The 25,860-nt window shown below is 33.4% G+C and carries 26 protein-coding genes and 3 tRNA genes; 8 read left to right on the forward strand and 21 right to left on the reverse strand.

The features are described from left to right. The first annotated feature begins 277 nt into the window (after positions 1 to 277). The gene (gene cmk / locus M0M57_RS14210; RefSeq protein WP_248433714.1) at positions 278 to 964 is read left to right on the forward strand and encodes a (d)CMP kinase; all 687 of its coding nucleotides are present in this window, start codon (positions 278 to 280) and stop codon (positions 962 to 964) included. Here the strand turns inward: cmk and M0M57_RS14215 are convergent. Continuing rightward, positions 941 to 1,453, reverse strand: a complete 513-nt coding sequence (locus M0M57_RS14215; RefSeq protein ID WP_248433715.1) for a hypothetical protein — start codon at positions 1,451 to 1,453, stop codon at positions 941 to 943. The genes cmk and M0M57_RS14215 overlap by 24 nt on opposite strands. A 250-nt stretch (positions 1,454 to 1,703) precedes the next feature. Between M0M57_RS14215 and yaaA the strand changes: the two genes are divergently transcribed. Next, positions 1,704 to 2,465, forward strand: a complete 762-nt coding sequence (gene yaaA / locus M0M57_RS14220) for a peroxide stress protein YaaA (protein ID WP_248433716.1) — start codon at positions 1,704 to 1,706, stop codon at positions 2,463 to 2,465. 254 nt (positions 2,466 to 2,719) lie between these two features. On the opposite strand, the gene M0M57_RS14225 is transcribed toward yaaA, so the two are convergent. Next, positions 2,720 to 3,583: a winged helix-turn-helix domain-containing protein gene (locus M0M57_RS14225; RefSeq protein WP_248433718.1), complete on the reverse strand. Its 864-nt coding sequence runs from the start codon at positions 3,581 to 3,583 to the stop codon at positions 2,720 to 2,722. A gap of 151 nt (positions 3,584 to 3,734) precedes the next feature. Here M0M57_RS14225 and M0M57_RS14230 point away from each other — a divergent pair, with 151 nt between their 5' ends. From M0M57_RS14230 to M0M57_RS14240, 3 genes are all read left to right on the forward strand, one after another. After that, complete coding sequence (locus tag M0M57_RS14230; protein ID WP_248433719.1) at positions 3,735 to 4,862, forward strand: ligand-binding sensor domain-containing protein; 1,128 nt, start codon at positions 3,735 to 3,737, stop codon at positions 4,860 to 4,862. A gap of 68 nt (positions 4,863 to 4,930) precedes the next feature. Continuing rightward, positions 4,931 to 5,491, forward strand: a complete 561-nt coding sequence (locus tag M0M57_RS14235; protein WP_248433720.1) for a hypothetical protein — start codon at positions 4,931 to 4,933, stop codon at positions 5,489 to 5,491. Positions 5,492 to 5,763: 272 nt separating this feature from the next. Continuing rightward, the gene (locus M0M57_RS14240; RefSeq protein ID WP_248433721.1) at positions 5,764 to 6,843 is read left to right on the forward strand and encodes a ligand-binding sensor domain-containing protein; all 1,080 of its coding nucleotides are present in this window, start codon (positions 5,764 to 5,766) and stop codon (positions 6,841 to 6,843) included. Between the two features lie 110 nt (positions 6,844 to 6,953). Here the strand turns inward: M0M57_RS14240 and M0M57_RS14245 are convergent, their stop codons facing one another. The 7 genes from M0M57_RS14245 to M0M57_RS14280 all read right to left on the reverse strand — a co-directional run bounded on the left by M0M57_RS14245 (position 6,954) and on the right by M0M57_RS14280 (position 13,466). Continuing rightward, positions 6,954 to 7,727: a nucleotidyltransferase family protein gene (locus M0M57_RS14245; protein WP_248433722.1), complete on the reverse strand. Its 774-nt coding sequence runs from the start codon at positions 7,725 to 7,727 to the stop codon at positions 6,954 to 6,956. Between the two features lie 5 nt (positions 7,728 to 7,732). Next, complete coding sequence (dgt, locus tag M0M57_RS14250; RefSeq protein WP_248433724.1) at positions 7,733 to 9,115, reverse strand: dGTP triphosphohydrolase; 1,383 nt, start codon at positions 9,113 to 9,115, stop codon at positions 7,733 to 7,735. A 346-nt stretch (positions 9,116 to 9,461) separates the two neighbouring features. Further along, positions 9,462 to 9,917 carry an HAD domain-containing protein gene (locus M0M57_RS14260; protein ID WP_248433725.1) on the reverse strand — a complete coding sequence of 152 codons (456 nt, stop codon included), beginning with the start codon at positions 9,915 to 9,917 and terminating at the stop codon, positions 9,462 to 9,464. 18 nt (positions 9,918 to 9,935) lie between these two features. Then, complete coding sequence (locus tag M0M57_RS14265; protein ID WP_248433726.1) at positions 9,936 to 10,316, reverse strand: hypothetical protein; 381 nt, start codon at positions 10,314 to 10,316, stop codon at positions 9,936 to 9,938. Between the two features lie 88 nt (positions 10,317 to 10,404). Further along, positions 10,405 to 11,352 carry a tRNA dihydrouridine synthase gene (locus M0M57_RS14270; protein ID WP_248433727.1) on the reverse strand — a complete coding sequence of 316 codons (948 nt, stop codon included), beginning with the start codon at positions 11,350 to 11,352 and terminating at the stop codon, positions 10,405 to 10,407. 154 nt (positions 11,353 to 11,506) lie between these two features. After that, positions 11,507 to 12,268, reverse strand: coding sequence for a C40 family peptidase (locus M0M57_RS14275; RefSeq protein WP_248433728.1), 762 nt, complete (start codon positions 12,266 to 12,268; stop codon positions 11,507 to 11,509). Positions 12,269 to 12,287: 19 nt separating this feature from the next. Next, positions 12,288 to 13,466: an acetyl-CoA C-acyltransferase gene (locus M0M57_RS14280; RefSeq protein ID WP_248433729.1), complete on the reverse strand. Its 1,179-nt coding sequence runs from the start codon at positions 13,464 to 13,466 to the stop codon at positions 12,288 to 12,290. A 289-nt stretch (positions 13,467 to 13,755) separates the two neighbouring features. Between M0M57_RS14280 and M0M57_RS14285 the strand changes: the two genes are divergently transcribed. The 3 genes from M0M57_RS14285 (at position 13,756) to M0M57_RS14295 (ending at position 14,001) form a co-directional block, all read left to right on the forward strand. Next, positions 13,756 to 13,839 (forward strand) — tRNA-Ser (locus tag M0M57_RS14285). An 8-nt stretch (positions 13,840 to 13,847) separates the two neighbouring features. Then, positions 13,848 to 13,925: transfer RNA gene (locus tag M0M57_RS14290), tRNA-Pro, on the forward strand. A 2-nt stretch (positions 13,926 to 13,927) separates the two neighbouring features. Continuing rightward, positions 13,928 to 14,001 (forward strand) — tRNA-Arg (locus M0M57_RS14295). A gap of 805 nt (positions 14,002 to 14,806) precedes the next feature. On the opposite strand, the gene M0M57_RS14300 is transcribed toward M0M57_RS14295, so the two are convergent. The 12 genes from M0M57_RS14300 to M0M57_RS14355 form a co-directional block, all read right to left on the reverse strand. Next, positions 14,807 to 15,526, reverse strand: coding sequence for a DUF4369 domain-containing protein (locus M0M57_RS14300; protein WP_248433730.1), 720 nt, complete (start codon positions 15,524 to 15,526; stop codon positions 14,807 to 14,809). A gap of 27 nt (positions 15,527 to 15,553) precedes the next feature. Further along, on the reverse strand, positions 15,554 to 16,861 hold the full coding sequence (locus M0M57_RS14305; RefSeq protein WP_248433731.1) for a DUF819 family protein: 1,308 nt from the start codon (positions 16,859 to 16,861) through the stop codon (positions 15,554 to 15,556). Positions 16,862 to 17,111: 250 nt separating this feature from the next. Further along, positions 17,112 to 18,971, reverse strand: a complete 1,860-nt coding sequence (locus tag M0M57_RS14310; RefSeq protein ID WP_248433733.1) for a M61 family metallopeptidase — start codon at positions 18,969 to 18,971, stop codon at positions 17,112 to 17,114. A 104-nt stretch (positions 18,972 to 19,075) separates the two neighbouring features. Then, positions 19,076 to 20,470 (reverse strand): alpha/beta hydrolase family protein, encoded by a 1,395-nt coding sequence (locus M0M57_RS14315; RefSeq protein ID WP_248433734.1) that lies wholly within the window; start codon positions 20,468 to 20,470, stop codon positions 19,076 to 19,078. A gap of 11 nt (positions 20,471 to 20,481) precedes the next feature. Continuing rightward, positions 20,482 to 21,057, reverse strand: a complete 576-nt coding sequence (locus tag M0M57_RS14320) for a YIP1 family protein (RefSeq protein ID WP_248433736.1) — start codon at positions 21,055 to 21,057, stop codon at positions 20,482 to 20,484. After that, positions 21,041 to 21,541, reverse strand: a complete 501-nt coding sequence (locus M0M57_RS14325; protein ID WP_248433737.1) for a hypothetical protein — start codon at positions 21,539 to 21,541, stop codon at positions 21,041 to 21,043. The genes M0M57_RS14320 and M0M57_RS14325 overlap by 17 nt, the downstream gene beginning before the upstream one ends. Positions 21,542 to 21,544: 3 nt before the next feature. Beyond that, positions 21,545 to 21,820 carry a DUF2089 family protein gene (locus tag M0M57_RS14330; protein ID WP_248433738.1) on the reverse strand — a complete coding sequence of 92 codons (276 nt, stop codon included), beginning with the start codon at positions 21,818 to 21,820 and terminating at the stop codon, positions 21,545 to 21,547. Positions 21,821 to 21,966: 146 nt separating this feature from the next. After that, on the reverse strand, positions 21,967 to 22,251 hold the full coding sequence (locus M0M57_RS14335; protein WP_248433739.1) for a TIGR03643 family protein: 285 nt from the start codon (positions 22,249 to 22,251) through the stop codon (positions 21,967 to 21,969). Between the two features lie 128 nt (positions 22,252 to 22,379). After that, a complete protein-coding gene (locus tag M0M57_RS14340; RefSeq protein WP_248433740.1) occupies positions 22,380 to 22,802 on the reverse strand; it encodes an acyl-CoA thioesterase in 423 nt (140 codons plus the stop codon). 80 nt (positions 22,803 to 22,882) lie between these two features. Continuing rightward, positions 22,883 to 23,413 carry a hypothetical protein gene (locus M0M57_RS14345; protein ID WP_248433741.1) on the reverse strand — a complete coding sequence of 177 codons (531 nt, stop codon included), beginning with the start codon at positions 23,411 to 23,413 and terminating at the stop codon, positions 22,883 to 22,885. An 11-nt stretch (positions 23,414 to 23,424) separates the two neighbouring features. After that, positions 23,425 to 25,017 carry an AMP-binding protein gene (locus M0M57_RS14350; RefSeq protein ID WP_248433743.1) on the reverse strand — a complete coding sequence of 531 codons (1,593 nt, stop codon included), beginning with the start codon at positions 25,015 to 25,017 and terminating at the stop codon, positions 23,425 to 23,427. Then, positions 25,018 to 25,848, reverse strand: a complete 831-nt coding sequence (locus tag M0M57_RS14355; protein ID WP_248433744.1) for a KilA-N domain-containing protein — start codon at positions 25,846 to 25,848, stop codon at positions 25,018 to 25,020. Between the last annotated feature and the right edge of the window lie 12 nt (positions 25,849 to 25,860).

Raw genomic sequence — 25,860 nt, forward strand, 5'->3', positions numbered from 1 at the left:
GCACTCATTTGCGTTAGGGATAGTAGTGGAGCTCTTTTTTGGGCTGTTTTTTTTAAAACAGCCCAAAAAAAGCGGGAACGGATAGCCCGACCCGTAGCTTGCGGAGGGTAACGCCCACTTAAAAATTAGTTTAAAAGTTTATGGTTTAAAGTTTAAAAGGTTGAAAAACCTTGAATTTTGAAATTGTTATTGATTTTTGAAGTTGAAATTGCCATTGATTTTTGAAAAAACGTATCTTCGCAATTCAGTAACTCACGACTCAGCAACTCAGAAAAAAATGAATAACATTACCATTGCCATCGACGGATTTTCATCTACAGGAAAAAGCACGTTAGCCAAACAATTAGCCAATCATTTAGGGTATGTTTATGTGGATACGGGTGCGATGTATCGTGCTGTTGCGTTTTTTGCCATGCAAAATAAGTTGGTTGCAGAAGATTTTTTAGACAAAGAAAGTTTGATTAAAAAATTGCCGGAAATAAAACTTCGTTTTCAGTTTAATGCTTCTATGGGTTTTGCCGAAATGTTTTTGAATGATGTGAATGTGGAAAATGAAATCCGCACCATAGAAGTTTCTCGTTTGGTTAGCAAAGTTGCCGAAATTTCGGAAGTGAGAGCCAAATTAGTCGAGCAACAACAAGCCATGGGTAAAAATAAAGGCATTGTGATGGATGGCCGTGACATTGGAACAGTTGTTTTTCCGGATGCGGAATTGAAGTTATTCATGACCGCCAGTGCTCACACGCGAGCCAAACGCCGTTTTGATGAATTGGAAGAAAAAGGTCAGAATGTTTCCTACGAAGATGTTTTGCAAAACGTTCAGGAAAGAGATTATATTGATACGCACCGTGATGATTCTCCCTTGGTGAAAGCCCATGATGCGATTGAAATTGATAATTCAACGTTGACCAAAAAAGAACAATTTGATTTGGTTTTGGATTTAATCCACAAGTTTTTTGCTTAATTCTGTTTTGGTAGAAAGGTTACCATTTATCATAAAATACTTTAAGTTCAGGATGTTTTCATTCGAAATATCTTTTTGAATTTCATATTGAAAAGAAAACAAGCAATTTCCGAAACAATTATTTCCGTAACCTTGATAGATGAGGTTTAGGGTATCGTTCACAATTTCAATTTCGCCTAAAAAAGAATAACCGCAATTGCTTGGAGCACTAAACGTAATAAGACAATGATTTTCTTTTAATTGAATTTTTTCGATGGAGGTAGGAATGAGTTCTTCCGTATAATCGAGTTCAATTTTTTTTACTTCAAACGAAAGAAAAGCCATTCCGGCATTTTTTGCTTCACGAATTTTTTGACTGTTAAATAGGATGGAATTCCCTTTTAATTCGTTGCTCTGCATTGAAACTGCGGAAACATCATCAAAATGCGTCTGTCCAATTGCAAAAATTGGCAAAAGAAAAAGTAGTATTTTGAAGGATAAGTTTCTCATTTAGAAGCGATTTACACTCAAAGTTAGAAAATGATATTGGTAACACCTATTTTTTTCGTTTAAATGCAGGAATCAACGATATAATTTTCGTTGATGCTACAATCAATACTTTCCATTTTTTCGTATATGATTTTCGGGAATCAATTTGTATTTTTGAACGCATCATTTTCTCGCAAAGACGCAAAGACGCAAAAAAGCGAGACTTTACTTGGCGACTTTGCGTCTTTGCGAGAAAACAAATCAAACAATTATGAAAATCGTTATATCTCCAGCCAAATCATTGGATTACGAAAGTCCGCTGCCAACCAATCAATCCACTACTTTATGCTTTCTGAAAGAAGCAGCGATGATTAACCGTCAATTAAAAAAGCAAAAACCAAAGCAATTGATGGAATTAATGGACATTTCAGATAAATTGGCCGATTTGAATTGGCAACGCAACCAAGAACGTGATTTGGATAATTTTACTGCTGAAAATTCTCGACAAGCGATTTATGCTTTTAATGGCGATGTTTATATTGGTTTGGATATTAAAACCTTACCAACTGAAAAATTAGACGTTTTGCAAGACAAACTCCGTATTCTTTCCGGATTGTATGGTTTGTTGAAACCGTTGGATTTGATGCAGCCGTATCGATTGGAAATGGGAACTAAATTTCCGATTGGTAAAAGCAAGAACTTATATGAATTTTGGAAATCAAAAATAACTAAAGAACTGAATAAAGAACTGATAAAAGGTGAACTTTTTATCAACTTAGCCAGTAATGAATATTTTGACGCGGTGGATGTGAAAGCTTTGAAAGTCCCCGTGATCACACCCGAATTCAAAGATTATAAAGACGGAAAATTAAAAATGATTAGCTTTTTTGCCAAAAAGGCGAGAGGCATGATGGTGCGATACATCATCGATACGAATGCAGAAACGATTGATGATTTAAAAGGTTTTAATTATGAAGGGTATGCGTTTGATGGGAATTTGAGTAAGGGGGATAGGTTGGTGTTTACGAGGTAGGTTTGTTTCAGGTTTCAGGTTGATTCGTGCTAAAGAAGAAATTGTTTCACCAAACGAATCCGTTTTTTATCTATTATAGCGAAGCTATCAAAATCTGTGAAAATTTGCGTTTTGCAAAGCAAATCCGTCAAATCCGTGTTCTATTTTTAAGTTTTAGTTTTTACTCAATTTTGTCATTGCTTCGCCAGTTCGAGCATAGCTCTCGTGCCTGACGAAGGAAGAATCTCAGTATAGATGTTCACTGAATAGAAAAGCTAAGTTTCCTTAACTTCCAAAACATACCCAATCCCATGCACATTCGTCAACTTAATACTTTCATCACCATTCAATTTTTTTCGTAATTTGGAAATGTACGTATCCAAACTTCTCCCCACAAAAACACCGTGATCTTCCCAAACTTTTTTGGAAAGTTCTTCACGTTTGATGATTTTATTTGGATTTTCTACAAAAAGCGTCAATAATTCCACTTCTTTTTTAGAAAGACTGATTTCATTTGAGGACAATAGTAATTTGCTTTCTTCAGGATAAAACTGAAATTTGCCCAACGGAATAAAACGTTCGTTAGTGGAATCAAGTTGTTTCGTTTTTTTCTTTTTGGGGAAGAAAACAAAAGATGAAATTAGGCTAACAATAAGTAAACCTATCCAATAGTATTGTGTTGTATTGGTTTTTACGTTTAAAAATTGTACTTCAATTGAATAGCATTTTTTTGGTATTATCCTTCCGCTACACGGGATAATATCTTGAATTAACGCATTACTTTTTTGATAACTATAGGACACTTCAGAATCTTGACATTGTTTCACTTCAATTTGATAAAGTGGTGAGAGATTAGCTTTTTTGAAACTTTTTTCTACAATGGAGACTAAACTGTCCGGATGAATGATTAGTTCTTTTTCAAATGTAAGTTGGTACTTTGACTGTTCTATTTTCTTTACCGGTAAAATGAGCGAAGTACTATCACCATTGGCTAACAACAATTTATTGCCCACATCTCGCAAGGCAATTTTTGTCAATGCTGTAAATGCTTCCTTATTATTTTGAGAAGTGAGAAGAAGTAGAGCTGATAAAATGGCAATCAAAAGACTACCGTAAAAATAAATTTTTCGTTGATTCATAAGTTCTGCAAATAACATACAATTTTGTGATTTTTTAAAACTGTTGACACTTCTTTTACATTTTTTTTGCATTTCAATGAATTGATTGGGGTAGTTTTACATCAAGTTTGTTCGGATGAAGAAACATTATTAACATAAACTTTATACTAATATGAAATCAATTATGAGAAACAAGCAATTACATTATCTTATTTTAAAATCATTTTTTTTATCAATATGTTTATTGTTTATAACTTCTTGTGCCGGGCAAATTGAAAAAAACGCTACATCATTAAAATTTATACCTGAACAAACGAAAATACATGCTGATAGTATAAGTTTAAAAGCAGAAACTTTACCCGAATTTAGAGTTGACGTACATGACCAAGACTACCAGGGAAACCAAATCAGTGGTGTTGTTCGAACAGTTTTTCAAGATAGAAAAGGAAACTTTTGGTTCGGCACACAAAGCGGACTCTGTCGAAAAGACAAAAATGGACTTGTTTACTTTGATCTTAAAAATCGTATCGGGCAAGGAGTAACTGTTCATGTGATCCTTGAAGACAAAACAGGTGCGATTTGGATTGGTTATGGCGGTGGAATTGCTAAATATGACGGAACGTATTTTACCAATTATCATGAAAAAGATATCCTGACAACCGGCGGACTTTGGAGCATGCTAATGGACTCAAAAGGAACGCTTTGGATTGGAACTACACAAGGTGTCTTTACTTTTGATGGCAAAGTATTTACTCCGTTTGAAATTCCGGAAGGAAAAGTAAATCCAAACTTTGGAGTTAGCACTACTAAAATGATTCATTCCATCACCGAAGACAGCAAAGGCAATATGTGGTTTGCCACCAACGGTGGAGCGTATAGTTTTGACGGAAAGACATTAACAAATATTTCAGCAAAAGAACAATTGCTTTCCAATTTTGTGAATCAAATTATTGAAAGAGCAGATGGAACGTATTGGATTTCCACCGTAAACGGACTTTTTCTCTATGATGGAACTACGTTTAAAAGTATCACTGAAAAGTTATTGGGTAAGGATGAAGGAGTAGGCTGCATTTTTGAAGACAAAACCGGTACGATTTGGTTTACTGCGAATAAGCGTGATATCTACAGTTATAAAGGTGAAACATTCAATAAAATACAAATTAAGGAAGGTGATTTTAGGCCTTTTCCTTTTCAAATTTACCAAGACCAACAAGAGCGACTTTGGTTTGTTGGTTTTAAAGGAGCTTATCGTTTTGAAAACAATGCATTTGTAAATGTTACTAGAAATGGACCGTGGTAATTTGATACATAACAAATTAAAAAATAGAACATCTATTATTTTATTATAAATCATTAAAATCATCAATCATGAACAACAAGTTATTATTTGGATTAGTACTTCTTTCGTTCAATTACAATTGTGCGGAAGTAAACTCACAAGACATGGCTCAAAACACCAAAGCTGTTGACAGCGTATATGTCGGACAAACTCATTTTAGCGATGATGTGGTGCGAGAAGATGCACTTTACACCTCCATCATTCGAGTAGATAAACAAAGTGACGATGAATATGTCTTATCTATTCAAATGATTTTGAAAAAGGATTCGTATTTTATTTCACCTAATGCGAAAAGAGATTTTTCAGGAAAATTTACGATTGTACTCACCGAACCTGAAAAATTGATAGCCAAAGGAACAATTAGTGAATTGCCTTTATCTAAAGAAGAAAATGACAAGCGAGAAGGTTTGGTTAATTTTGTTCGCCAAAACACGAACTACAAACAAACGTTGAAAGTGCTTTCTAAAGAAAATTTTGAAGTGCCTGCACATATTCAATTTACGATTGAACCGCGTTGCACGATGGAGAAAGTGTTTTTTATTCTTTCGAATGTGGATGGGAAGTTAAGTGTAAGGATGGATGGGTGTTAAGTTGTCTGTTGTCTGTTATCTGTTGTCGGTTAACTGTTGTCGGTTTTTAATCGCAGTTTTTACACAGTTTTGTCATTGCTTCGCCAGTTCGAGCAAAGCTCTCGTGCCTTATGAAGGAAGAATCTCAGCGAAAGTTGTGTAACGAAAATACATTTATATAAATTTGAAAAGATTATTTGCTGCGAAGTCAGAGATATTCGCAGAGCAGTGTGCTATCAAAGAATACTTAGGGGAGCCTTGGGTAGCTTTAAAACAAAATCAGAAAAACAGAAATGAAAATTAACTCAATAACAATCGTTTTACTAATTTTTGTATCAAGTAACTTCCATTCTTGCAATGGGCAAAAGAAATCTGAACAAAAACAGACTAAAACAGAAACGTTAGAAATCGGTAAATCAGCTTCTGAACTTCATACTAAAATTTGGAGAATATTTCAAGACTCAAAAGGAAAGTACTGGTTTGGAAGTGATGGAAAAGGTATCTATCATTTTGACGGAAACGAACTGAAACAATTTACAACAGTAGACGGATTAGTGAACGATTCAATACGTGGTATTCAAGAGGATATTGACGGAAATATATACATCGAAACACACAAAGGAATAAGCAAGTTTGACGGAAGGAAATTTACCACTTTAAAAGTAATAAGATCGTCTCATAATCAATGGAAACTCGAACCGAATGACTTGTGGTTTGGTTTCTACAATGCAAACGATTTATATCGTTATGATGGTGATTCACTTTATGAATTAAAATTACCACGACAAGATTTAAAAAAAGCGTTTGGAATTGACACGCTAATCAGCCCTTTTAATCGTAATAATCCTTATTCAGTTTATGGCGTAAATAAAGACAAAGACGGAAATATTTGGTTTGGAACGTTTGTAGCTGGTGCTTTTCGATACGATGGAAAATCGTTTTTGTGGTTTGATGAAAAAGAACTTTCCACACTTCCAGATGGAAGAGTTCCAGCAGTTCGCTCAATAATTCAAGACAAAGATGGGTATTTTTGGTTGAGCAATTTTAAAAGCAAATATAAAATCGAAGCAAGCGGATCAGCGTATGAAAAATTAAAAGGAATTGAAAAAGACCATCCTCACTATTTCAATTCCGGATTATCAGATAATAAAGGAAATTTATGGATGGCAACCTATAGTGGTGGTGTCTCGAAATATGATGGAAAAACACTTTCAAAGTTTGAAATCATTAGTGAAATAGAAGATATTTTATTAGTTTCAATCTACCAAGACAAAAACGGTATTCTTTGGTTAGGAACAGATAATGATGGCGTTTACAAACAAAATGGAGATAAGTTTGAAAAGTTTAAAGTAAAAAATAAAAGCGGCCGGTAATAGGTGGTTTGACAATTTCTTCTAAATTATCGATGTCGTTTTCCAGCTTCTCCAGTCGTTTGATTTATGAAAAACCGCAAAGTCAGAGACGTTTGTGGAGCGTGGGTAATTTATAGATTTAAAATCATTTGATTATTTGGCAAATCATTTGTTTTTAATTCAATAATATACATTTTTAATTTTTCGATAGTTAGGCTATTATATTTTGGATAATTTCTTTTTATTTCAACCAGTCTATTAAAATAATCATCACCAAATTTATCTTGTAATGCTCCTATTTTTTTTGACAAATAATAAAATGTATTGTCAGAGAACGAAATTTCAAAATTATCTTTTAAGAAAAATGCTCTAAGAATGTTTGCTTCTGTTGTTGGATTCAAATTTTTATATATTGAGCGTTCTTGTAAAATATTTAATTTTTTACTTTCAATAAAATCGTTATAGAATCTCAAACTATATGAAAAGTTATGTAAGTTGATAACAAGTGCATCATAATTATAAAAACATCCTTTTGCAATACTATTTAATTTATCTTCTTCATTCAATTTTACTAGGTTATTCTTGAAAGCCCAATTATTGTCTAAATTCCATATGTCTATTTCTATATTATTATGGATTAATTTAATACCGCCATGTCTATTAATTTGGTAATTAAAGTTGTAATTCTTAATAGTTTCAATTAGCAATTCGCTTTCTAAATCAACAATTATATCAATATCTCTTGATTTTTTTTTATTAATAAAATCTCTGAAGTAGCCCCCAACAATATATGCTGTACCATAAACAAATATTTCATAAAAAAAAGGCATAATATTTTCGTTCGTCATCTGATGATGAAAATGATTATAAAATTCTTTTTTTATGTCAAAATGTTCTTGATACATACTTTTTACAATTTGATTCCCTTTAGTTCTTGGTATAGGTTAATTGCATAACTATCTGTCATTCCTGTAATAAAATCAACAATTAATTGAAGCTTTTTGTATTCTTCATTTTCATAACTTTCAACTTCTTCAAAAACGATTCTATGACTCAAAGAAATCATTTTATATAATCTTGATTCATAAGTGTTTCCTTCGGGTTTAAAATCTGGACTTTCTGAAGCTTTAGTGAATATTTTCAATAAACCATATATAGCTTCCCAACCTGCAATTTCTTTCTTAACAATATTTTTGTCATCAAAAACTTTATATTGTAATCTTTTATAAGCCTTTCTTATATCAGCAGCTTTTGAAATATCTATAATTTCTTCTTCTAATTCTCCATTTATTATTTCATCATATTTATCGACAAAAGAATTTATTATTTCTTCAATCATAATTCTTTGAGTATGAATTCTAAACTTCTGAATTATTATAGATTTATTTAAGTTTTTTTCAGAATACAGTTTAATCAGCTCATCAATTTTAGCAATTACACTATCTTTATTTACAGTAAGATTCTTGAGAAATATATCTCTAACATCAAAAATATTAATTATTCCCAACTTAATACCATCTTCAATATCAGCTGCACTATAAGCGATGTCATCTGCGGCTTCTAATAAATAAACTATTGGGCTTCTTCTATTATTAGTTTTAAGATGTTTGTTTAATTCATTGTAAGTTTCCCTTTCTGTAACAAAATAACCAAATTTCTTTTTTGCAATTTCCGAACTTGATTTTCCTTTATTTCCTTCAACCGAATTAGAAGGATATTTAATTATTGAGGAAAGACTAGAATATGTAAGATTATAGCCAAATTCATCTCCAAAATAATATAATTTAGATAAAATCCTTAAAGTTTGAACATTACCATCAAAATTTCTAAAATCCGATTTTTCTAATTCATTGAGAAGATGTCCTTTCCCTTCTTTTTCTTTTTTTATAAAATAATCTATAAAGAATTTTTGAACAGCTTCTTCACCAAAATGTCCAAAAGGAGGATTTCCTAAATCATGAATTAAACCAGAAACTCTTAATAAGGAACTCAACAATCCCTTTTCATTAATTGTTATGTCCTTTTTATCTAACAATATTTTTTCAATACTTTGACCGATTGAACTAGCAATGTATGAAACTTCCAAAGAATGTGTTAATCGAGTCCTTATAAAGTCACTTTTTTCCAAAGGAAAAACTTGAGTTTTATCTTGTAATCTTCTAATTGGAGCACTAGAAATTAATCTGCCATAATCATTTTCAAATGGATTTCTTCCATCTGAAGGAATAGTTGGTGATTTTTCTCGGAATCTCATCTCTCCAAGCAATAATTGCCATTTATCTTTATATTTCATATACTTTGTTTATAGTTTTTCTAATATTTCTTTTAATATTGTAATAAATTTATATCTCAGTCTGAAAAAACAATACGTTTGTTTCCAAAATTATTTTATTGTTCAAATAAATCATCAATATTCCTTCAAATATAACCAAAAATAATTTAATTCTCCCCACCAAAAATCTCCTTCACCGCTTCCACATAACTTCTCGGATTCTGAGCTTTTTTAATCTTTTTCAACGTCTTTTGTGGGTTGGAGAAGGAAGTGGAGAAGTATTCTTAAAAAACCAGCATTGTCTACCAATAAAAAAAGTTAATTGAAATAATCTCCAATTAACTTTTCATATTGTGAAAGTATAATTTTAATACATTTTAATTTTATCCAACGCTTCATCGGCTAGACTTTCTGTTAAGCCAACAGAACCACTCGTTTGTATTAATTTGCTTTTTAAAAAATCGGGTAAACCATTTAAAGATTTATCATCGTCTATGATAATGAAATTTTCGCTTAAATTTTTGGTGGTAAACCAACTTAAAAGTTCATCTTTTCGATTCAAATGATTCGGATTCTTTGGAAGTCGCGTAATTTTATTTACGTTGATATTTCTTCGTTTAAAAATATTGTTCCATTCTTTTAACGTGTATTTGTATTTGTGAGAAGTTGTCAATACAATATTAGCACTTGAACTAGCAATAATTCTATCAAGCGACCGAACGGCATTTGAACTGAACGCAGGGAAACCGTCTTCTAAAATTTCGGGTTTTCGCCATGAATTGGCAGGTACCATAACTCCATCTATGTCTAAATATAATAACATGATACAAAAATACTATAATTATTTTGTTAGTTCAATAATTTTTTCCAAAGAAATGTTGTTGTAAAGAGCGTCTAACTCATTTAATCTTAGTATTTTATCTTTGGTGTCCCATTCTTCTTCAACAAATTCGATATCTAACCAATCGTATTCAATTGTTGCACTCGTTTTTGAAGATTTAGCTTCTTCCAATTTCATATTAGCTAAAATAGAACTTATATACCGATGATGTCCGTCAATAATTGTTGAGTCACATACTTTGATGTCGTCAAATTTTATTCCGTTTATCATTTTTTTATAAATTCTGTTGATAATTGGAAGACAGAGCTTATTGTGAGTTGATGTTAAAATGTATTCAGATTCTTGAATGGCTTGTAAAATTCTTTCTTTAGTTATATTCATGATTTTGTATTTTGAATGGATTATATAGTAAACTTAATTCATGTCAAATATAATAAAAAATGATTATTAGATAAAAATCTGACAAATTTTACCTCTCCCCACCAAAAATCTCCTTCACCGCTTCCACATAACTTCTTGGATTTTGAGCCTTCTTAATCTTTTTCAACGTCTTTTGTGGGTTGGAGAACGAAGCAGAAAAATACTCCCAAAAACCCAACATTTTCATTTTGATAGGTGTTGGGCCGGAAAGGGCGGCATCGTATTCTTGGTAAATCGTGTCATGAAATTCTTTGAAGATTTGCCAGCGATCGGCAGGATATTCTGACGTGTTGTTTTTAATCATGCTCGGCAAAAACGGGTCGGCAATTAAACCACGACCAATCATGAAATGATCAATACTCGGGAAACGTTCTTGCATTTCTCTCAACTTGGCAACCGAAGTGATGTCGCCGTTGTAGTATAATTTGTGTTTGGTGTTTTCGGTGCAGCGTTGAAAGGCTTCTAAATTTACACCGCCGTTGTACAATTGCTTACCAATTCTAGCGTGAATGGCAATGTTTTTAATCGGGTACTTATCCAAAATCGGGAATACATCTAGAATTTCTTCGGGACGTTCATAACCCATTCGCATTTTCATTGAAACAATCACATCGGTTTCGTTGTGCACACGATTTAAAATATGGTCTATTCGTTGAGGTTCGCAAATTAACCCGGAACCCATTCCTTTTTTGGTCACCATCGGGTAGGGACAACCTAAATTCCAGTTAAGTTCTTTGTAACCCAACTCTTGAATGTATTTTACGACAAACAAAAACTCATCGGCATCATTGGTCATCACTTGCGGAATTAATTCGGATACTTTATTGTTTTCGGGTTGCAAATCGCGTTGGTACGAATTCTTAATCACCAGTTTTCCATCCAATCGAATGTACGGAGCATAAAACGTATCGATGCCACCAAAATACTGATGAAACGCATTCCGAAATCTGAAATCGGTGAAACCTTGCAAAGGCGATGAAAGTAGAGTAGGAATCATGTTTAAAATTGAGTGGTAAAGATAAGTGAAAAGGAGTTGATTGTTAAATTGAAAATCAAAAATCCCAAAACCATACGGAATTTGGGATTGATGGATTTATTTTTTAAAGGTCTTTTTTTGAGATAGAGAATGAAGTAGAAAAACACTCCAAAAACTAAATAATCTTTTTAATAACTCTCAATTTGTGCGTATGTCGATTGGTTTCTGCATTGTAAATTCCTAAATGATCTAATCGGTCAATTCTAACTTTTCCACTGGCGTGAATAATGTAATTGTCATTCATAATAATACCAACATGAATAATTCTACCTTCTTCATTATCAAAAAAAGCTAAGTCGCCCGGTTCACTTTCTTCAATAAAACTTAACGCTTCTCCTTGTGTTGATTGTTGTGATGCATCGCGTAGAAGCTTATATCCGTTTAGTTTATAAACCATTTGTGTGAAACCCGAACAATCAATACCAAAAGGTGTTTTTCCTCCCCAAAGATAAGGTGCATTTAAATACATAAAAGCGGTTTTAATCAAGTCACTTTTTGGCTTTATTCCGGTGACTTTTAACCCTTCAAACTCAAAGTTGTTTTTATTAATTCCTTCAAAATTCAAAAACGATACCGAAGCACCTATTGGAATTGGAATTAGCGAATCATCTTTAGTTGTTACATATTCCACCAAGTCATGATTTAAAATCAAAGCACTATTAGAAATTTCAATAAAATCACTTTCAGAAATAATCTGACATTGTTTGGAATCAATCCAACCTTCATAATTATCATACTGCAAACGAATTTTAAACCATTGTTTTAGTTGTTCGAGTATTTCAAAATGTTCACCAAACAAGACTTGCGAAACTTGTTCACTTCGATCATTTGGTTCAATTCTAAGTGGAATGATGGCTAAATTGCAGATTCCGTACATGAAAATTAATGTTTCTTGATTATGCTCTTTCGATTACAATTGCCGATGCACCACCGCCACCGTTGCAAATTGCAGCAGCCCCAAGTTTTGCATTGTTTTGTTGTAATACATTTAGCAAAGTAACAATAATTCTTGCACCTGAACAACCCAGCGGATGACCTAATGATACAGCACCACCATTTACGTTCATTTTTGAACTATCAAGACCAAGTATTTTTGCGTTGGCCAATCCAACAACAGAGAACGCTTCATTAAATTCAAAAAAATCAACGTCATTAATTGAAAGCCCGGCTTTGTCTAACGCTTTAGGTAATGCTTTTGCAGGAGCTGTTGTAAACCATTTAGGTTCATGTGCTGCATCTGCATAGCTTTTAATGTACGCTAATGGTTTTAATCCCAACGAAAGTGCTTTTTCTTCACTCATTAAAATTAAAGCCGCTGCACCGTCGTTTATGGTGGAAGCATTTGCAGCTGTCACTGTTCCTTCTTTAGTGAAAGCAGGATTAAGACTTGGTATTTTATCTAATTTGACATTTGTAAATTCTTCATCTTTAGAAACAATTATTGGTTCACCTCTTCTTTGTGGAACAGCTACCGGAACGATTTCCGAGTCAAATTTTCCTTCAGACCATGCTTTTGCTGCACGTTCATAGGATTGAACTGCGAAAGCATCTTGTTCTTCTCTTGATATTTTATATTCAGACGCACACAAATCGGCACTAACACCCATGGCATTATTGTCATATGCATCAGTTAAACCATCTTTTTGCATGCCGTCTACCATTGTAGTTGGACCAAATTTATAACCATTACGTAAATGAACGTAATGCGGAATTAAACTCATGTTTTCCATACCACCGGCAACCACAACATCGGCATCACCAGCTTGAATAGCTTGTGCACCTTGCATAACCGCTTTCATTCCCGAAGCACAAACCTTATTAACAGTTGTACACGGAACTGTATTTGGTAATCCGGCTAAAATAGCAGCTTGTCTTGCAGGTGCTTGACCAACTCCGGCTTGCACCACGTTACCCATTAATACTTCATCAATATGTTTTGGATCTAAATTTATTTTTGCTAATGCACCTTGAATGGCAATTGCTCCTAATTGTGATGCAGTTATAGTGGATAAACCTCCCATGAAACTACCAATAGGTGTTCTAACTGCTGATACGATAACTACTTTTTTATTCATAACTAAGTTTGCGTTTGTTTATGTTGCGAAATTAACTATTTTGCGGCTATTTTTAGCATATAAATTATATTTTTTATAATTTTTAAGGCAATTAGTTGGAATTTCGAATTTACTATTATTTTGTAAAGTCATACAATTATATTTTTTTATAATTTGGCTATGTAATTGACTTTTAAGTGATTTTAAACTAAAGCAAAAAAAATATTAAAAAAACATTATAAATACTTGTAAACTAAAGAATGAAAAGCTACATTTGCAACCGCAAAAAAGTTAAGTTCTTTGCAGAATAGGAGAGGTGCCGGAGTGGTAACGGAGCAGATTGCTAATCTGTCGACGGGTAACTGTCGCCAGGGTTCGAGTCCCTGTCTCTCCGCTTTTTTTCGGGGTGTAGCGTAGCCCGGTTATCGCGCCTGCTTTGGGAGCAGGAGGCCGCAGGTTCGAATCCTGCCACCCCGACCAATGGCCCAGTAGCTCAGCTGGATAGAGCAACTGCCTTCTAAGCAGTAGGTCTCAGGTTCGAATCCTGACTGGGTCACATTATAAAGTCCGTATTTTACGGGCTTTTTTTGTTTTTAAACGTAATGGTTTATGTGTTTTTTTTTAGAATAGATAGAGCATACCAATTTTTAATAAGGAAGTCCGTTGGTTTGAATTCTGACTGGGTCACATTATAAAGTCCTTATTTTACGGGCTTTTTTTGGTTTTTGGACTTTTTTTAAGGTAAAAATGTTCCCTCACTGCCGCAAAGTAAAGCAGGCAGAAAGTTTAGGATGATTATATACTAAGAAAACAGAAAGGGATTGCTACGTAATGTTTAATTGCTTTTGCTAAAAAGAAAGAAAGGCAAGAATTTTTGAATGATTAAAAAGTTGAGAACTGAGACGAAAGATATTTTTCTCACAGAAAGCAGGGAAATCAGAGAAGGACTGCTTCGACAGTTTACTTTCGCTAGTGTTCTACGAGATGACAAGATTAAGGGAGACTGCGACTGAAAACTTGTACTTTTGTGGTATTTAATTTGTTTTGAAATGCTTTGATGCACTGAATTTGGTGAGGGATTGAAGTGGAAAGCCCGCAGGAGAAAGGTTTGCGTTTTTGCGGGTTGTGCCGGCGACCAAAGAAGCCGAGCACAACCCGACAAAAACCAACCTTTGGTACGATCCCGATATCTATCGGGATGCAGCGAAAAGCCCGACCCGGAGCTTGCGGAGGGGCACGCCCAAGCTTTTAGTAAGGAGTGGATAGTTTGGAGTTTTAGGTTTTAAGTTTCAAGTTTTGGTAATAAAAGAAAGAGAAAACATTTCTGCTTTCTCTTTCTTTATTTTTAAATCTATGTTTTATTATTGTTCTATTTTTCGTCGTTCTTGGATGAATTTGGTTAGCATTTTACCGTATTTGGAGTCGGCTACTTTGGGTGACATCGAGTTATGAATGGTGTCTAAATATTTTAGTTGAGCATCGTGAATTTCTGATAATGCAACATACGGACTCACTTCGTGCTCTTTTTGATTAAGGGCAAAATTGATGGTGTATAAATATTTGCGTTTGATGAGTTTTTCGTTTGCCACCTTAATACTGTCTAACCTGGATTGGTTGTTTTCTTGTTTGGCTTTGATTTCTTTTTCTAACAATACCAGTTGCTCGTTGGTAAATCTGGAATTGATTTTTAAGAAATCTTGAAAAAGGTCATGGTTTTTGGAGCCTTTTACTACTGCATTGGCATAGAAGGTTTCTAACGAAGTATCGATAGAAAGGTTTCCCGGCTCGGCAAAAACCACTAAATTATTGTCTAACGAATTCGATTGTCCGCGATCTAAAAATAAGTATAGCATTTCCGGCGAATCGATTTTTAAATGGCTTTCAAATTCTGATTTCCCATCAAATATGATGGAATCTACCACTACTAAAGTGGAATCTTGAAGCATTTGGATGTATAATTTTCCTTGTTTAATTCCTTTTACATTTCCTGTAATGTGGAGGTTGGCATCGCCTATGGTTTCTTCTTTTTTACAAGCGATAAACAGACTGAATGCTACGAAAAGCAATACGGTTTTTTTCATTTTTTTATTTAATCGATTTTTGTTAATTTATTGAATTGGTGCTGAAATTTCCATTAGATAGGCACAAAGTAAAGCACCGTAGGTTCCAACTACGTAGCCAAAAACAGCCAGTAAAACGCCCACGCTTGCCAATGATGGATGAAATGCCGAGGCGATAATGGGTGCCGATGCTGCTCCGCCAATATTGGCCTTACTTCCCACAGCGAGGAAGAAAAACGGAGCTTTAATTATTTTTGCTACGATGATGAGTAGAAGTACGTGGATTGCCATCCAAATCAATCCCACGACTAATAGTCCGGGATTGCTGAGAACGGAACCTAAATCCATTTTCATTCCGATGGATGCGACTAGAATGTAAATGAATACACTACCGATTTTGCTGGCACCGGCTCCTTCATATTGTTTGAGTTTAGTAAATGAAAAGATGATACCGAGTGCGGTAGCAAATGTTACCATCCAAAAGAAGCGGTCGCCAAACGTAGAAACAAAGGTGGTAGGGTCGTTTACGGCTTCGAAATTGGCTTTTAAGATATCAGAAATAGTGTTACTTCCCCAGTGTGAAAGTCCGACTGCCGTGAAAGCGATTCCTAAAATAATCATTAAATCGGTAAGGCTTGGGTTTCTGGTCACGCTTGCGGCATAGGTTGAAACTTTATTTTTTAATTCTTCAATTGAACTGTTATCGGCTTTTAACCACTTGTCGATTTTTTCTTTTCTTCCAATTCCAAATAGGAGAACTGCCATCCAAATGTTAGCTACGACAATGTCAACTAACACCATCGCACCGTATTTTTCTTGGTTGTATTTAAATACTTCGAGCATAGCAGCTTGGTTTGCACCACCGCCAATCCAACTTCCGGCTAATGTGGAAAGTCCACGCCAAACGGCATCGAAACCTGCTCCGCCAACAGTTTCTGGAGAAAAGATAGACACAATTAATATGGCAATTGGTCCGCCAATGATAACACCAATTGTTCCGGTAAAAAACATGATTAGTGCTTTTGGTCCTAATTTGAACATGGCTTTTAAATCAATGCTCAATGTCATTAAAACTAATGCAGCGGGTAATAAATAGCGACTGGCTACAAAGTAGATGGATGATTTTTTAGTAACAGTTTCTCCATTTTCAGCAACTTCGCTCCATTCCGGTGAAATGATATTTAGCGAACTAAATATTGAAGGAAGCAAATAACACATTAATAACGACGGAAAAATAACATAGAATTTTTTCCAAAAACCTTCTTTGATGGAAGAGGTGTAAAAGACAAATGCTAACAAAAGCATTAATAATCCAAAAACGATGGTATCGTCTGTAATGTAAGGTGCGTTTTTCATTCGTTGTAATTTGGGTGCAAAATAGGGATTTTTTGAAAATTCTTGGGTGTTTTTTTGAGTAAGTTGTAAAAGTGAGCCTCGAATTCACGAATTAAATTATTAGAACACAGATTTTAGAAATTCTTAAAATTTGCAAAATCTATTTTTTTAATATTTCTCTAATTTTGCAAATCAGTGTTCTTTTCTTTTTTTACCAAAAAAAATCCCTGAAAATTTCGATTCAGGGATTCATATAAACTATTTTTTAATTTTAACCTCTTAGCCAAGCTTCGCGAAGTGCCTTTTTAGATTCGTCTGTGGCTTGATAACCGTCCATTTCATCCATTGGAACTTTCATGGTTCCTTTTAAAGTCAGTTCTTTATCCTCTCTTTTGATTACAAAAGTGATTGGGTCATTTTCTTGCCAAGACATGCTTCCGATAATCATATCGTAGATATTGTCAAGATTGTATTTTGTGTCATTAATTGAAACAATGATGTCACCACCTTGTAATCCCATTGATTTCATGAAGTCATTTAATTCAATTCCCGGAAGAACGATGATTTCTTTGGTGGTTGGATTTACTGTAATGTAAGGCGATTGACCTTTTAAGAAAATATTACCCGGCACTTGAATTTTAGTTTTACTCACGCCAACTTTAGCAAAAAATTCTTCATAATTTAAAGGTGTTGTACCTCCAACATACGTATCTAAAAATGTTCTGATTTCAGGAAATGTAACAGAAACTATTTTGTTGAACAATTCGCTGTCTTCAAATGGTTTTTCGTTACCGTATTCTTTGGAAAGTTTTTGCATTAAATCTAAAATTCCACGTTCACCATTGCTTAATTCACGTAATTTAATATCTAAACACATGGCAATTAATGCTCCTTTTTCATATACGTTTAAATAGGAATCTTTGAACTCTTTTTTCAATACTTCGGCACTCATTTTTGTGAAGGGCATCGTATCATCAAAGCGTTGCGAATTGGTTATTTTTCCTGCCATTCTTTGATAAAATTCTGTTTCATCTATTAAACCTTGATTGACTTGAAACAAGTTGGCAAAATACTCTGTTATTCCTTCATACATCCACAAATGTTGTGACATTTTAGGTGTGTTGAAATCAAAAAAATGAATTTCTTTAGAATGAACACTCAATGGTGTTACAATATGAAAAAACTCATGCGAAACCACATCTACCATACTTTGGTTTAATTGTTCTGCATCCATGGCTTCCGGAAAAACAACAACAGTGGAAGTATTGTGTTCTAACGCTCCAAAACCTTTGGCATCTTCTTTTTCATAATCAGATAAATATAGAAGAATGGCATATTTTTTTGTGTTGTTAATCGGTCCTAAGAATTTCTTTTGAGCTTTCATCATTGTTTCCATTGCGGGCTTAAAATCTTCTGCCGTGTACATTCCGTTTGGCGAATGAACACTGATGATGATCTCCATATCATCTACCATAAAGGAAGCACTTTTCTCTTTGGTATACATGATTGGATTGTCGGCCAATTCAGCATATCTTGAAGCTTTAAAAACATCAACCGCATCGCTTTTATCCAAATCTACCATAGCTGAAGCACCGTGCAAATGAGTTGCTTTAGTAATGGTTAATTGATACGGAAGTTCGTTCAAATCTTTAAAATAACCCACAAAAGCATGAGTATTTATCACGAAATTTTCACCTTCTAAAATGTTGGTTCCTGCTGGAGAAAAAATATCGCCTTGACCAAATTCGGTGCCTGTTTCAGAATCGTAAGTGTCATTTATTAAGTAACTAACGTAGGCTAACTTTTTTGCGTTTTTAATTACCCACGAATTTTCATCCATTTTGGCAACAGAAAGTTCTTTTCCTTTGGCATCGTAGGCTTTAAAATTATCAACATATCTTCCATAATCATCTTCAGAATAGGTTCCGGGAACAATTTTAGGAAGGAAAAAAGTGGTTTCGTCAGTTTTGATTTTTGGTGGCGTAATTTTTACTGAAACCCTGTCGTTGTTGATTTTTACTAAATCAAGAGCAACATGAATTTCGTTGATTTTGTTTTGTGCAAAAGCTACACTGCTAGTTAGTAATAAAAACACGCTTGAAAGCACAAGCGATAAAAATGATTTTCTCATGAATGTTTAATTTAAGCGATAAGTAGTCAAAAGACCTAATTCGTTACAAATAACAACAAAAAACGCCTTATTGAAAAGCGTTTATTGTTAAGTATTTACTAAAATTATTTTGTTTGAATGAGAATCCAGTCTTTAATATCAATTAAAACAGTGGGTGAGAAGCTTTGTTCAATCGATCCATATTCATCAGTTGAACCGGTTACACTTTCTTGAAAAAGATGATTTAATTTTGGATATTCTTTTAAGGTTACTTTTTTGTTTCCGGCTTTATCCAAGGCATTTTTAATTCCGGTCATATTTGATTTTGGTGGAACTTGTAGGTCGTTCTCACCATTAAGTACCAAAACCGGACATTTTACTTTTTTTAAATATTCTTCCGGTTTAAATCGTACAAAATTTCTAAACCAAGGATAGGAAACACTTTCAATTTGCTGACTAATCATTTGATTTTTATCGGTTTCACTCAAATTTGCAAATGACGGATCATTCTTAAATATATTTATAAAAACGTTTTCTAAATCAGATTTTAGATCATTATAGGTTTTATTGCTTTTTACCAAATCGTAAATTAGTTTGTTGTTTTTTTGTGCTTCAGCAATTTCAACTTCGGAGGCTCCACTCACTTTTGCAATTAAATAAGTTTGTTCCATAAGCAATTCGTCACACGGAATTCCGGGAGCGGCGAGAAGCACAATAAAGTTGATGTTTTTGTCTTTGGAAGCAACAATTGGTGCAATCATTCCACCTTCGCTGTGACCAATTAGACCAATTTTTTTTGGATTGACCCCTTTTTTTGTTTTGATGAATGACACAGCCGCTTCAATATCCGTGGCAAAATCATGCGATGTAGAAGTAGTAGGATCTCCGCCGGATTGTCCAATACCTCTGTCGTCAATTCGTAAAACACCGATGCCATTTTTAGTTAAATAATCAGCGATTACCCAAAACGGTTTGTGTCCAAGAATTTCAGAATTTCGGTCTTGTTGACCGCTTCCTGAAATTAAAATCACAACCGGGAAATTATCCAATTTGGGAGAAGTTAGTGTTCCGCCTAATGTAATCTTATCTTTTTCATTGACAAAAGTTACTTCCTCAATTTCATAATTAAATGGCGGTTTTGGTTCTTGAGGCCGTTTTACTTTTTTAACTTCGGTTTGCGTTCGGCTTAATTTTAAAGGTAAATTTTGACCATTTTGAGAAAAAACACCTTCAAATTCATTAGAATCATTCAGTTTTCCGGAATAGGAAAAATTTGCTTGATCGAATTTAAAAACGAGTGTTTTATCTTCAAAAGTTACGGAGGAAAGCGGAATTCCTTTTGCATTTTGTTGCGGAATATCCATTGTTCCACTGTATGCTGAATTAGCTAATGCGAAATCAAAACCAAAATGGAGTTCGGTTCCCATAACGCTAATTTTGCCATACCATTTTCCGCTAATGTCTTGGGAAAATAAATTTAATGAAACAATTAGAAACGATAGTACTACCATTTTTTTCATTTGATGAAAGATTAAAGTTGTGAGAATACGATTTTGGAAATTATTTCGGTGATTATAACCACAATTATAAAATAAATAATGTGCTTTTTTTCTTTTGAATTGGTGGCTGTTTTGAAACCATTCCAACTAAGCAATGAAAACCAAACTAAGGCTAGTATAGAAAAAATTGTAAAGATGAGTAGTAGTGCTGTATCGGATAATAAAAACGATTCGGTACTTTGATTTGCAGCCATCTCAATCACTCGCTTTCCAACTTTGTCCATTTGATTATTTAAGTTGAATACGGGTAGAATATAGAATGGAACTCTGGCGATTAGTGTGGTTGTCAACAAATCAATTAACCGAGTTTTTGAATTGATAAATTTGCCTAAGAAATAAAGCATTAGCGTTAATAAAATGGTATTGATGATGTTGTCCGACAACACTTGAAGAAATAAAATTGATTCTACAAAATGTAAATCAATAATCCCATCAAAACGACCATTAAATAGCGAACCTATTAATGACCCAATTAACAAAGCAAATAGACCAAAAAGGGCCAACTTTTTTTCAGAATAGGTTTCAAAAGGGTTAATTATTTTCATCATTTTGAGAAAAGATTGAGTCGATTATTTTTTTTAATTCTTCCGGTTTTTGTGTTCCAATTAATCGTTTTTTATTGGACTTAAATGTTATTTTTAAACCTTTATTTCCTCTGATATTAAAAGCTTTTCCTTTGATACCGTAGCGAACGCCCCAGCCACCATAATCTAAAAGCGGGTTATATTGAACTACTTCTGCTTTATCTAAATCTGAAAATAAGTAAATTCGTTCTTTTAAGTGAAATGGAAAAAATTGAATTCTGATTTCTTTTTCGGTAATTTTTGTTGTAAGTGTGATCGAATAAACCAAAATTGAAACTAAAACCAATAGTAAAAAATAAAATAGTACTAATTTTTGATTTTCTTGTGTGGATTGCACAAGTTCACGATAAAAAGTGATTGCTCCAATTATATTTGCTATAATCAGAATTATCCATAGCCACAGTTGATTAAACTTTTGTTTTTCCGAAAAAAGTAATTTCTCTTTCATAGGTTATTTGTTTTGAAGTGTTTTGATTTTACTGATAATATCATCTAATTTATTTCTAACTGTAGGATAACTGTTGCCCATTTGAATTGCCATTTCTTTTAAACTCCCACTTGATAGAAAGAATTGCATAATGAAATGTTGTTCTTCATCCGACAATTGCATTAGTAATGGCAGACCATAATTACCGGAAACAAGTGTTTTGCAATGTTCACAACTTAGTTGAGAAACAGAAAGAGAATTTTCACAACTTGGACAATGGATTGGTAGTTTCGGTTTCATTAATTAAATATATTTAATGCAATAATAAATAAAATTAATTAAATATTAAATAAAATTAATAAATTAATGAATAAAGTTGATTTTGAAAGATCTATAAAGAAATGAATAATAGAAAAAGTATTTCTTTTTGATTGAATTTGAATGTATTATCTTTTGGAGATTTTGTTATGCGTAATTTGTCTCTGCAAAGTGCATTTGAATCGATCAATTCCGCTTTCACGCAATTTAGCGTGCTTAGTTGTTCTGCCTTGCACACGTTCACGCCACATTTTAAAACTAGAGGATTTCATTTCTTTTCGCATTATTTCGATGGTTTGCTGTTCAGAAATCCCGAATTGAAAAGTGATTGCTTCAAACGGAGTTCTGTCTTCCCAAGCCATTTCGATGATTCGGTCGATTTGAATGTCGTTAAATTCTTTGGTAGTTGGCATAACTTTATTTTATAAACAAAGAAACATTTTTAATAAAAAAACTCTTGCTGAACAAGAGTTAAATTTTTATTAAGGAGGATTTAAACTTTATGAAATTTAATTCAAACATTTTTAATTTATCGCTTGATTTATAGTTTATATTTTGAAATCTTCTCCTTCATTTCCTCCGAAAAACCATCTGCTTTAATTTTTTCTCGGTCTTCTGCGATTTTTACGTTGACGAGCGTTACTTCGCCTTCTAAAACAGTTACTTCTTTTTCATTAACGAATTGAAAACCGCATAAAACAGAAGCAAAACCAATGTCTTTTACCCATAATTTTTTGGTCAGAACTTCTCCCAATCGAGCGGGATTTTTGAATTGAATTTTCAAATCAACTGTTGGAATGCCGTTGGTTTCGTGCATTTTAGAAAACGGTCTGTCGAGAGCTTCTTCAAACCAATCTTCTACTAAATCATTGAGCATTTCCAAAAATCTTGGATAGAACACGATTCCTGCGTAGTCAATGTGTTTGAATTTTATTTTTTCTTGTTTGGTGAAAGTATTTTTCATTGTTGTCTTTTTTTTGCCACGAATTTCACTAATTCTCACGAATTTATTTTTTTCTTGTTTATTGAATATATTACTAATTTTTATTCATTAAAATAAGTTATTCCAAATTCTTTAAAGAGTTTTTCTTGTCTTAGAGCAAGTTTGCTTATAATTTCCATATTTGGAGAATAATAACTGCCATTACAATCAAAACACAACTCAACATAACCAAAAACTTCATTTTTATTATTATAAAATATAATAGCGTGTCTTGGATCATAACAGGCTGCTTCCCAATTTTCAACTTCGGAATTTATTAATTCATTTTTCAGTTTATTGATTTGAGTTGAATTTAAAACAATTCGATTTTTTAAATACTTTTCCTTTATATCAATTTTTTTATCCTTTATATAATTTACTGGGCTATAATACTTTGGGTTATCTTCTTTTTCCCATTGATTTCTATCCAAATAAGCCAAAATCTCTATTTTTTTAGTTTGTTCAAAAATCACATCAATTTCACTTTTCCTGTGAAAATTACAAGAATTAAGAATCAAAACAAAGAATAAAATTGAGGTTACAAAATATATCTTTTTTAGCATAATAAAAGTCTTACTACTTAATACTCCCATCTTAATACTTCCTACTTCAACTTAAACCTCTGAATTTTCCCTGTCTCTGTCTTAGGCAAATTTTCCGCAAAATATATCACTCTTGGATATTTATACGGAGCCGCTACTTCTTTGAACCAGTGTTGAATATGGTTTTTCATATTATCCGTTGCTTTAGATGCATCTTTTAGAACAATATGAGCACAAACTAACATCCCACGTTCATCATCGGGCAAACCAACCACAGCACATTCCAGAATTTCTTCGTGGGTTAAAAGTACGGATTCTACTTCAATTGCTGCAATATTATAGCCGGAAGAAATGATCATATCATCACCTCGGCCCACAAACCAAAAGTAACCGTCTTCGTCTTGTTTAAAAATATCTCCGGTAATATTCCAGCCATTTTCAACATATTCTTGCTGTTTTTCTATTCGATTTAGGTATTTGCAACCTGTGATTCCTCGAACAGCTAATCGTCCGGGTTCGTTGACTGAAACATCATTTCCATTAGCATCAATGATTTTCGCTTCATAACCTGTTATAGCCAAACCGGTTGATCCGGGTTTCATATTCTCTTCATTGGATGAAATGAAAATATGCAACATTTCGGTTGCTCCAATGCCGTCAATGATTTTTAATCCGGTGGCGTTGTACCAATCTTCCCAAACTTTTAACGGCAATGTTTCTCCGGCAGAGACACATTTGCGTAGGCTTGAAATGTCGTATTCATTGACTTTAGTCGTAATAATTCGCCAAGCGGTTGGAGCGGTAAAACAAATCGTGATTTTATGTTCCTGAATGGCTTGCAATAAAACATCCGGCGTTGGTTTTTCTATTAAAAATGTGGAAGCACCAAAATACAACGGAAATAAAACCAATCCACCTAAACCAAAGGTAAAACCAATGGGCGGACTTCCGGTAAATATATCATTTGCGGTTGGATGAAGAGAATATGTTGGAAATGCTTCGCAAATATTCAAAATATCTTTATGATAATGAGCCGTCATTTTGGGTAATCCAGTCGTTCCGGAAGTAAAACCAATCAAAGCAACACTATCTGATTTAGTATGAAAATTAGTAAAGGTTTTGTATTTATTAATCATCAAATTTTCCAATTCGGAAGTGCCACTTTCTGAACCACAGAATTTGCAGATTCTTTTCAGAAAATCGGAATCCACCAAATCCATTTCATTTTCTAAAGCGATGTCACAAAACACGTGCGATATTTCGGCACATTCAATGATTGTTTTTAGTTCTTTTGAACGTAATAATGGCATCGTAGCCACTACAATTCCGCCAGCTTTCAGAATTCCGAACCACAACGCCACCATCATTGGGTTATTGGCAGAACGAATCAACACACGATTTCCGGATTGTAAACCTAAATCATCCACTAAAACATTAGCAATTTGATTGGCTTTCTCAAATAAATCCTGATAAGTCCACGTTTTTTTGAAAGTACGAAGACAAGGTACATTTCCGCTTCCGTTTTTGATGTGAGTATCTAAAAGACGTTCGACACAATTGAGCATTTCATTTTCATGCAAACCTTGTAAATAGGTAGGTTGCAAGTCGATGCTTGGTAGGGATTCGTGAGCGAAGTTATCGGTGTAGTGTTTCATCTATTCTTTCAATTTAGTAAATAAATCGTTAGTTGTAATTGATTTTAGTTGTAAAATCGCTATTTGATTAAGTTTCAATAATCGTTCTTTTTGAGGAATTTCCATTCTAATAAATTCAGCATTCATACTTTCAATATTTGCCAAAACTAACAATTGTTCAATCGTTGCATAATCACGAATATTTCCTTCAGAGCTTTTGTTTTCTTCACGCCATTGTTTTGCTGTTTTTCCAAATAAAGCGACATTTAATACATCTGCTTCTGAGGCATAAACAAAGTTTGCTTGATCTTTAGTTATATTCTTTGGAATGATGTGTTCTTTAATGGCGTCTGTATGAATTCTATAATTTAACATTGATAAAGTTCTGTTTAATTTCCATTCCAATGATAATCTACTGTTTTCTTCTTCCTTTAATCGTTGAAATTCCTTAATCAGATACAACTTGAATTCTGCCGAAATCCATGAAGCGAATTCAAAAGCAATGTCTTTGTGAGCAAACGTTCCTCCGTATCTACCTGCACTTGAAGTTAAACCTATTGCATTTGTTTTATCTATCCATTGTTTAGAAGAGAGAATAAATCCATTACTACCCGCTTCATTTTTAATGTTACGGAATTCAGTAACATTAAAATTTTTGTTATGCATTTGTTCCCATAGACCCATGAATTCAATAGTAAATTTAGTACTCAACCAATGTGCAATAACTAATCCTGTGGATTCTGCATTTTTTTGTTTGGCGATATCTGTTAATGAAATATAATCGTTATTACTCTGGTTTACAACGGCAATTTCAAAACCTTGAACATCTATTTTAGATTTTTTTTCTTTCATTTTTTATGGCTT

It is taken from the genome of Flavobacterium azooxidireducens, from assembly GCF_023195775.1.
Classification (GTDB): domain Bacteria; phylum Bacteroidota; class Bacteroidia; order Flavobacteriales; family Flavobacteriaceae; genus Flavobacterium; species Flavobacterium azooxidireducens.

Coding starts and splice junctions, on each gene's coding strand:
- cmk (WP_248433714.1), top strand. CDS start 278: ATGAATAACATTACCATTGCCATCGACGGATTTTCATCTACAGGAAAA.
- M0M57_RS14215 (WP_248433715.1), bottom strand. CDS start 1,453: ATGAGAAACTTATCCTTCAAAATACTACTTTTTCTTTTGCCAATTTTT.
- yaaA (WP_248433716.1), top strand. CDS start 1,704: ATGAAAATCGTTATATCTCCAGCCAAATCATTGGATTACGAAAGTCCG.
- M0M57_RS14225 (WP_248433718.1), bottom strand. CDS start 3,583: ATGAATCAACGAAAAATTTATTTTTACGGTAGTCTTTTGATTGCCATT.
- M0M57_RS14230 (WP_248433719.1), top strand. CDS start 3,735: ATGAAATCAATTATGAGAAACAAGCAATTACATTATCTTATTTTAAAA.
- M0M57_RS14235 (WP_248433720.1), top strand. CDS start 4,931: ATGAACAACAAGTTATTATTTGGATTAGTACTTCTTTCGTTCAATTAC.
- M0M57_RS14240 (WP_248433721.1), top strand. CDS start 5,764: ATGAAAATTAACTCAATAACAATCGTTTTACTAATTTTTGTATCAAGT.
- M0M57_RS14245 (WP_248433722.1), bottom strand. CDS start 7,727: ATGTATCAAGAACATTTTGACATAAAAAAAGAATTTTATAATCATTTT.
- dgt (WP_248433724.1), bottom strand. CDS start 9,115: ATGAAATATAAAGATAAATGGCAATTATTGCTTGGAGAGATGAGATTC.
- M0M57_RS14260 (WP_248433725.1), bottom strand. CDS start 9,917: ATGTTATTATATTTAGACATAGATGGAGTTATGGTACCTGCCAATTCA.
- M0M57_RS14265 (WP_248433726.1), bottom strand. CDS start 10,316: ATGAATATAACTAAAGAAAGAATTTTACAAGCCATTCAAGAATCTGAA.
- M0M57_RS14270 (WP_248433727.1), bottom strand. CDS start 11,352: ATGATTCCTACTCTACTTTCATCGCCTTTGCAAGGTTTCACCGATTTC.
- M0M57_RS14275 (WP_248433728.1), bottom strand. CDS start 12,268: ATGTACGGAATCTGCAATTTAGCCATCATTCCACTTAGAATTGAACCA.
- M0M57_RS14280 (WP_248433729.1), bottom strand. CDS start 13,466: ATGAATAAAAAAGTAGTTATCGTATCAGCAGTTAGAACACCTATTGGT.
- M0M57_RS14300 (WP_248433730.1), bottom strand. CDS start 15,526: ATGAAAAAAACCGTATTGCTTTTCGTAGCATTCAGTCTGTTTATCGCT.
- M0M57_RS14305 (WP_248433731.1), bottom strand. CDS start 16,861: ATGAAAAACGCACCTTACATTACAGACGATACCATCGTTTTTGGATTA.
- M0M57_RS14310 (WP_248433733.1), bottom strand. CDS start 18,971: ATGAGAAAATCATTTTTATCGCTTGTGCTTTCAAGCGTGTTTTTATTA.
- M0M57_RS14315 (WP_248433734.1), bottom strand. CDS start 20,470: ATGAAAAAAATGGTAGTACTATCGTTTCTAATTGTTTCATTAAATTTA.
- M0M57_RS14320 (WP_248433736.1), bottom strand. CDS start 21,057: ATGATGAAAATAATTAACCCTTTTGAAACCTATTCTGAAAAAAAGTTG.
- M0M57_RS14325 (WP_248433737.1), bottom strand. CDS start 21,541: ATGAAAGAGAAATTACTTTTTTCGGAAAAACAAAAGTTTAATCAACTG.
- M0M57_RS14330 (WP_248433738.1), bottom strand. CDS start 21,820: ATGAAACCGAAACTACCAATCCATTGTCCAAGTTGTGAAAATTCTCTT.
- M0M57_RS14335 (WP_248433739.1), bottom strand. CDS start 22,251: ATGCCAACTACCAAAGAATTTAACGACATTCAAATCGACCGAATCATC.
- M0M57_RS14340 (WP_248433740.1), bottom strand. CDS start 22,802: ATGAAAAATACTTTCACCAAACAAGAAAAAATAAAATTCAAACACATT.
- M0M57_RS14345 (WP_248433741.1), bottom strand. CDS start 23,413: ATGGGAGTATTAAGTAGTAAGACTTTTATTATGCTAAAAAAGATATAT.
- M0M57_RS14350 (WP_248433743.1), bottom strand. CDS start 25,017: ATGAAACACTACACCGATAACTTCGCTCACGAATCCCTACCAAGCATC.
- M0M57_RS14355 (WP_248433744.1), bottom strand. CDS start 25,848: ATGAAAGAAAAAAAATCTAAAATAGATGTTCAAGGTTTTGAAATTGCC.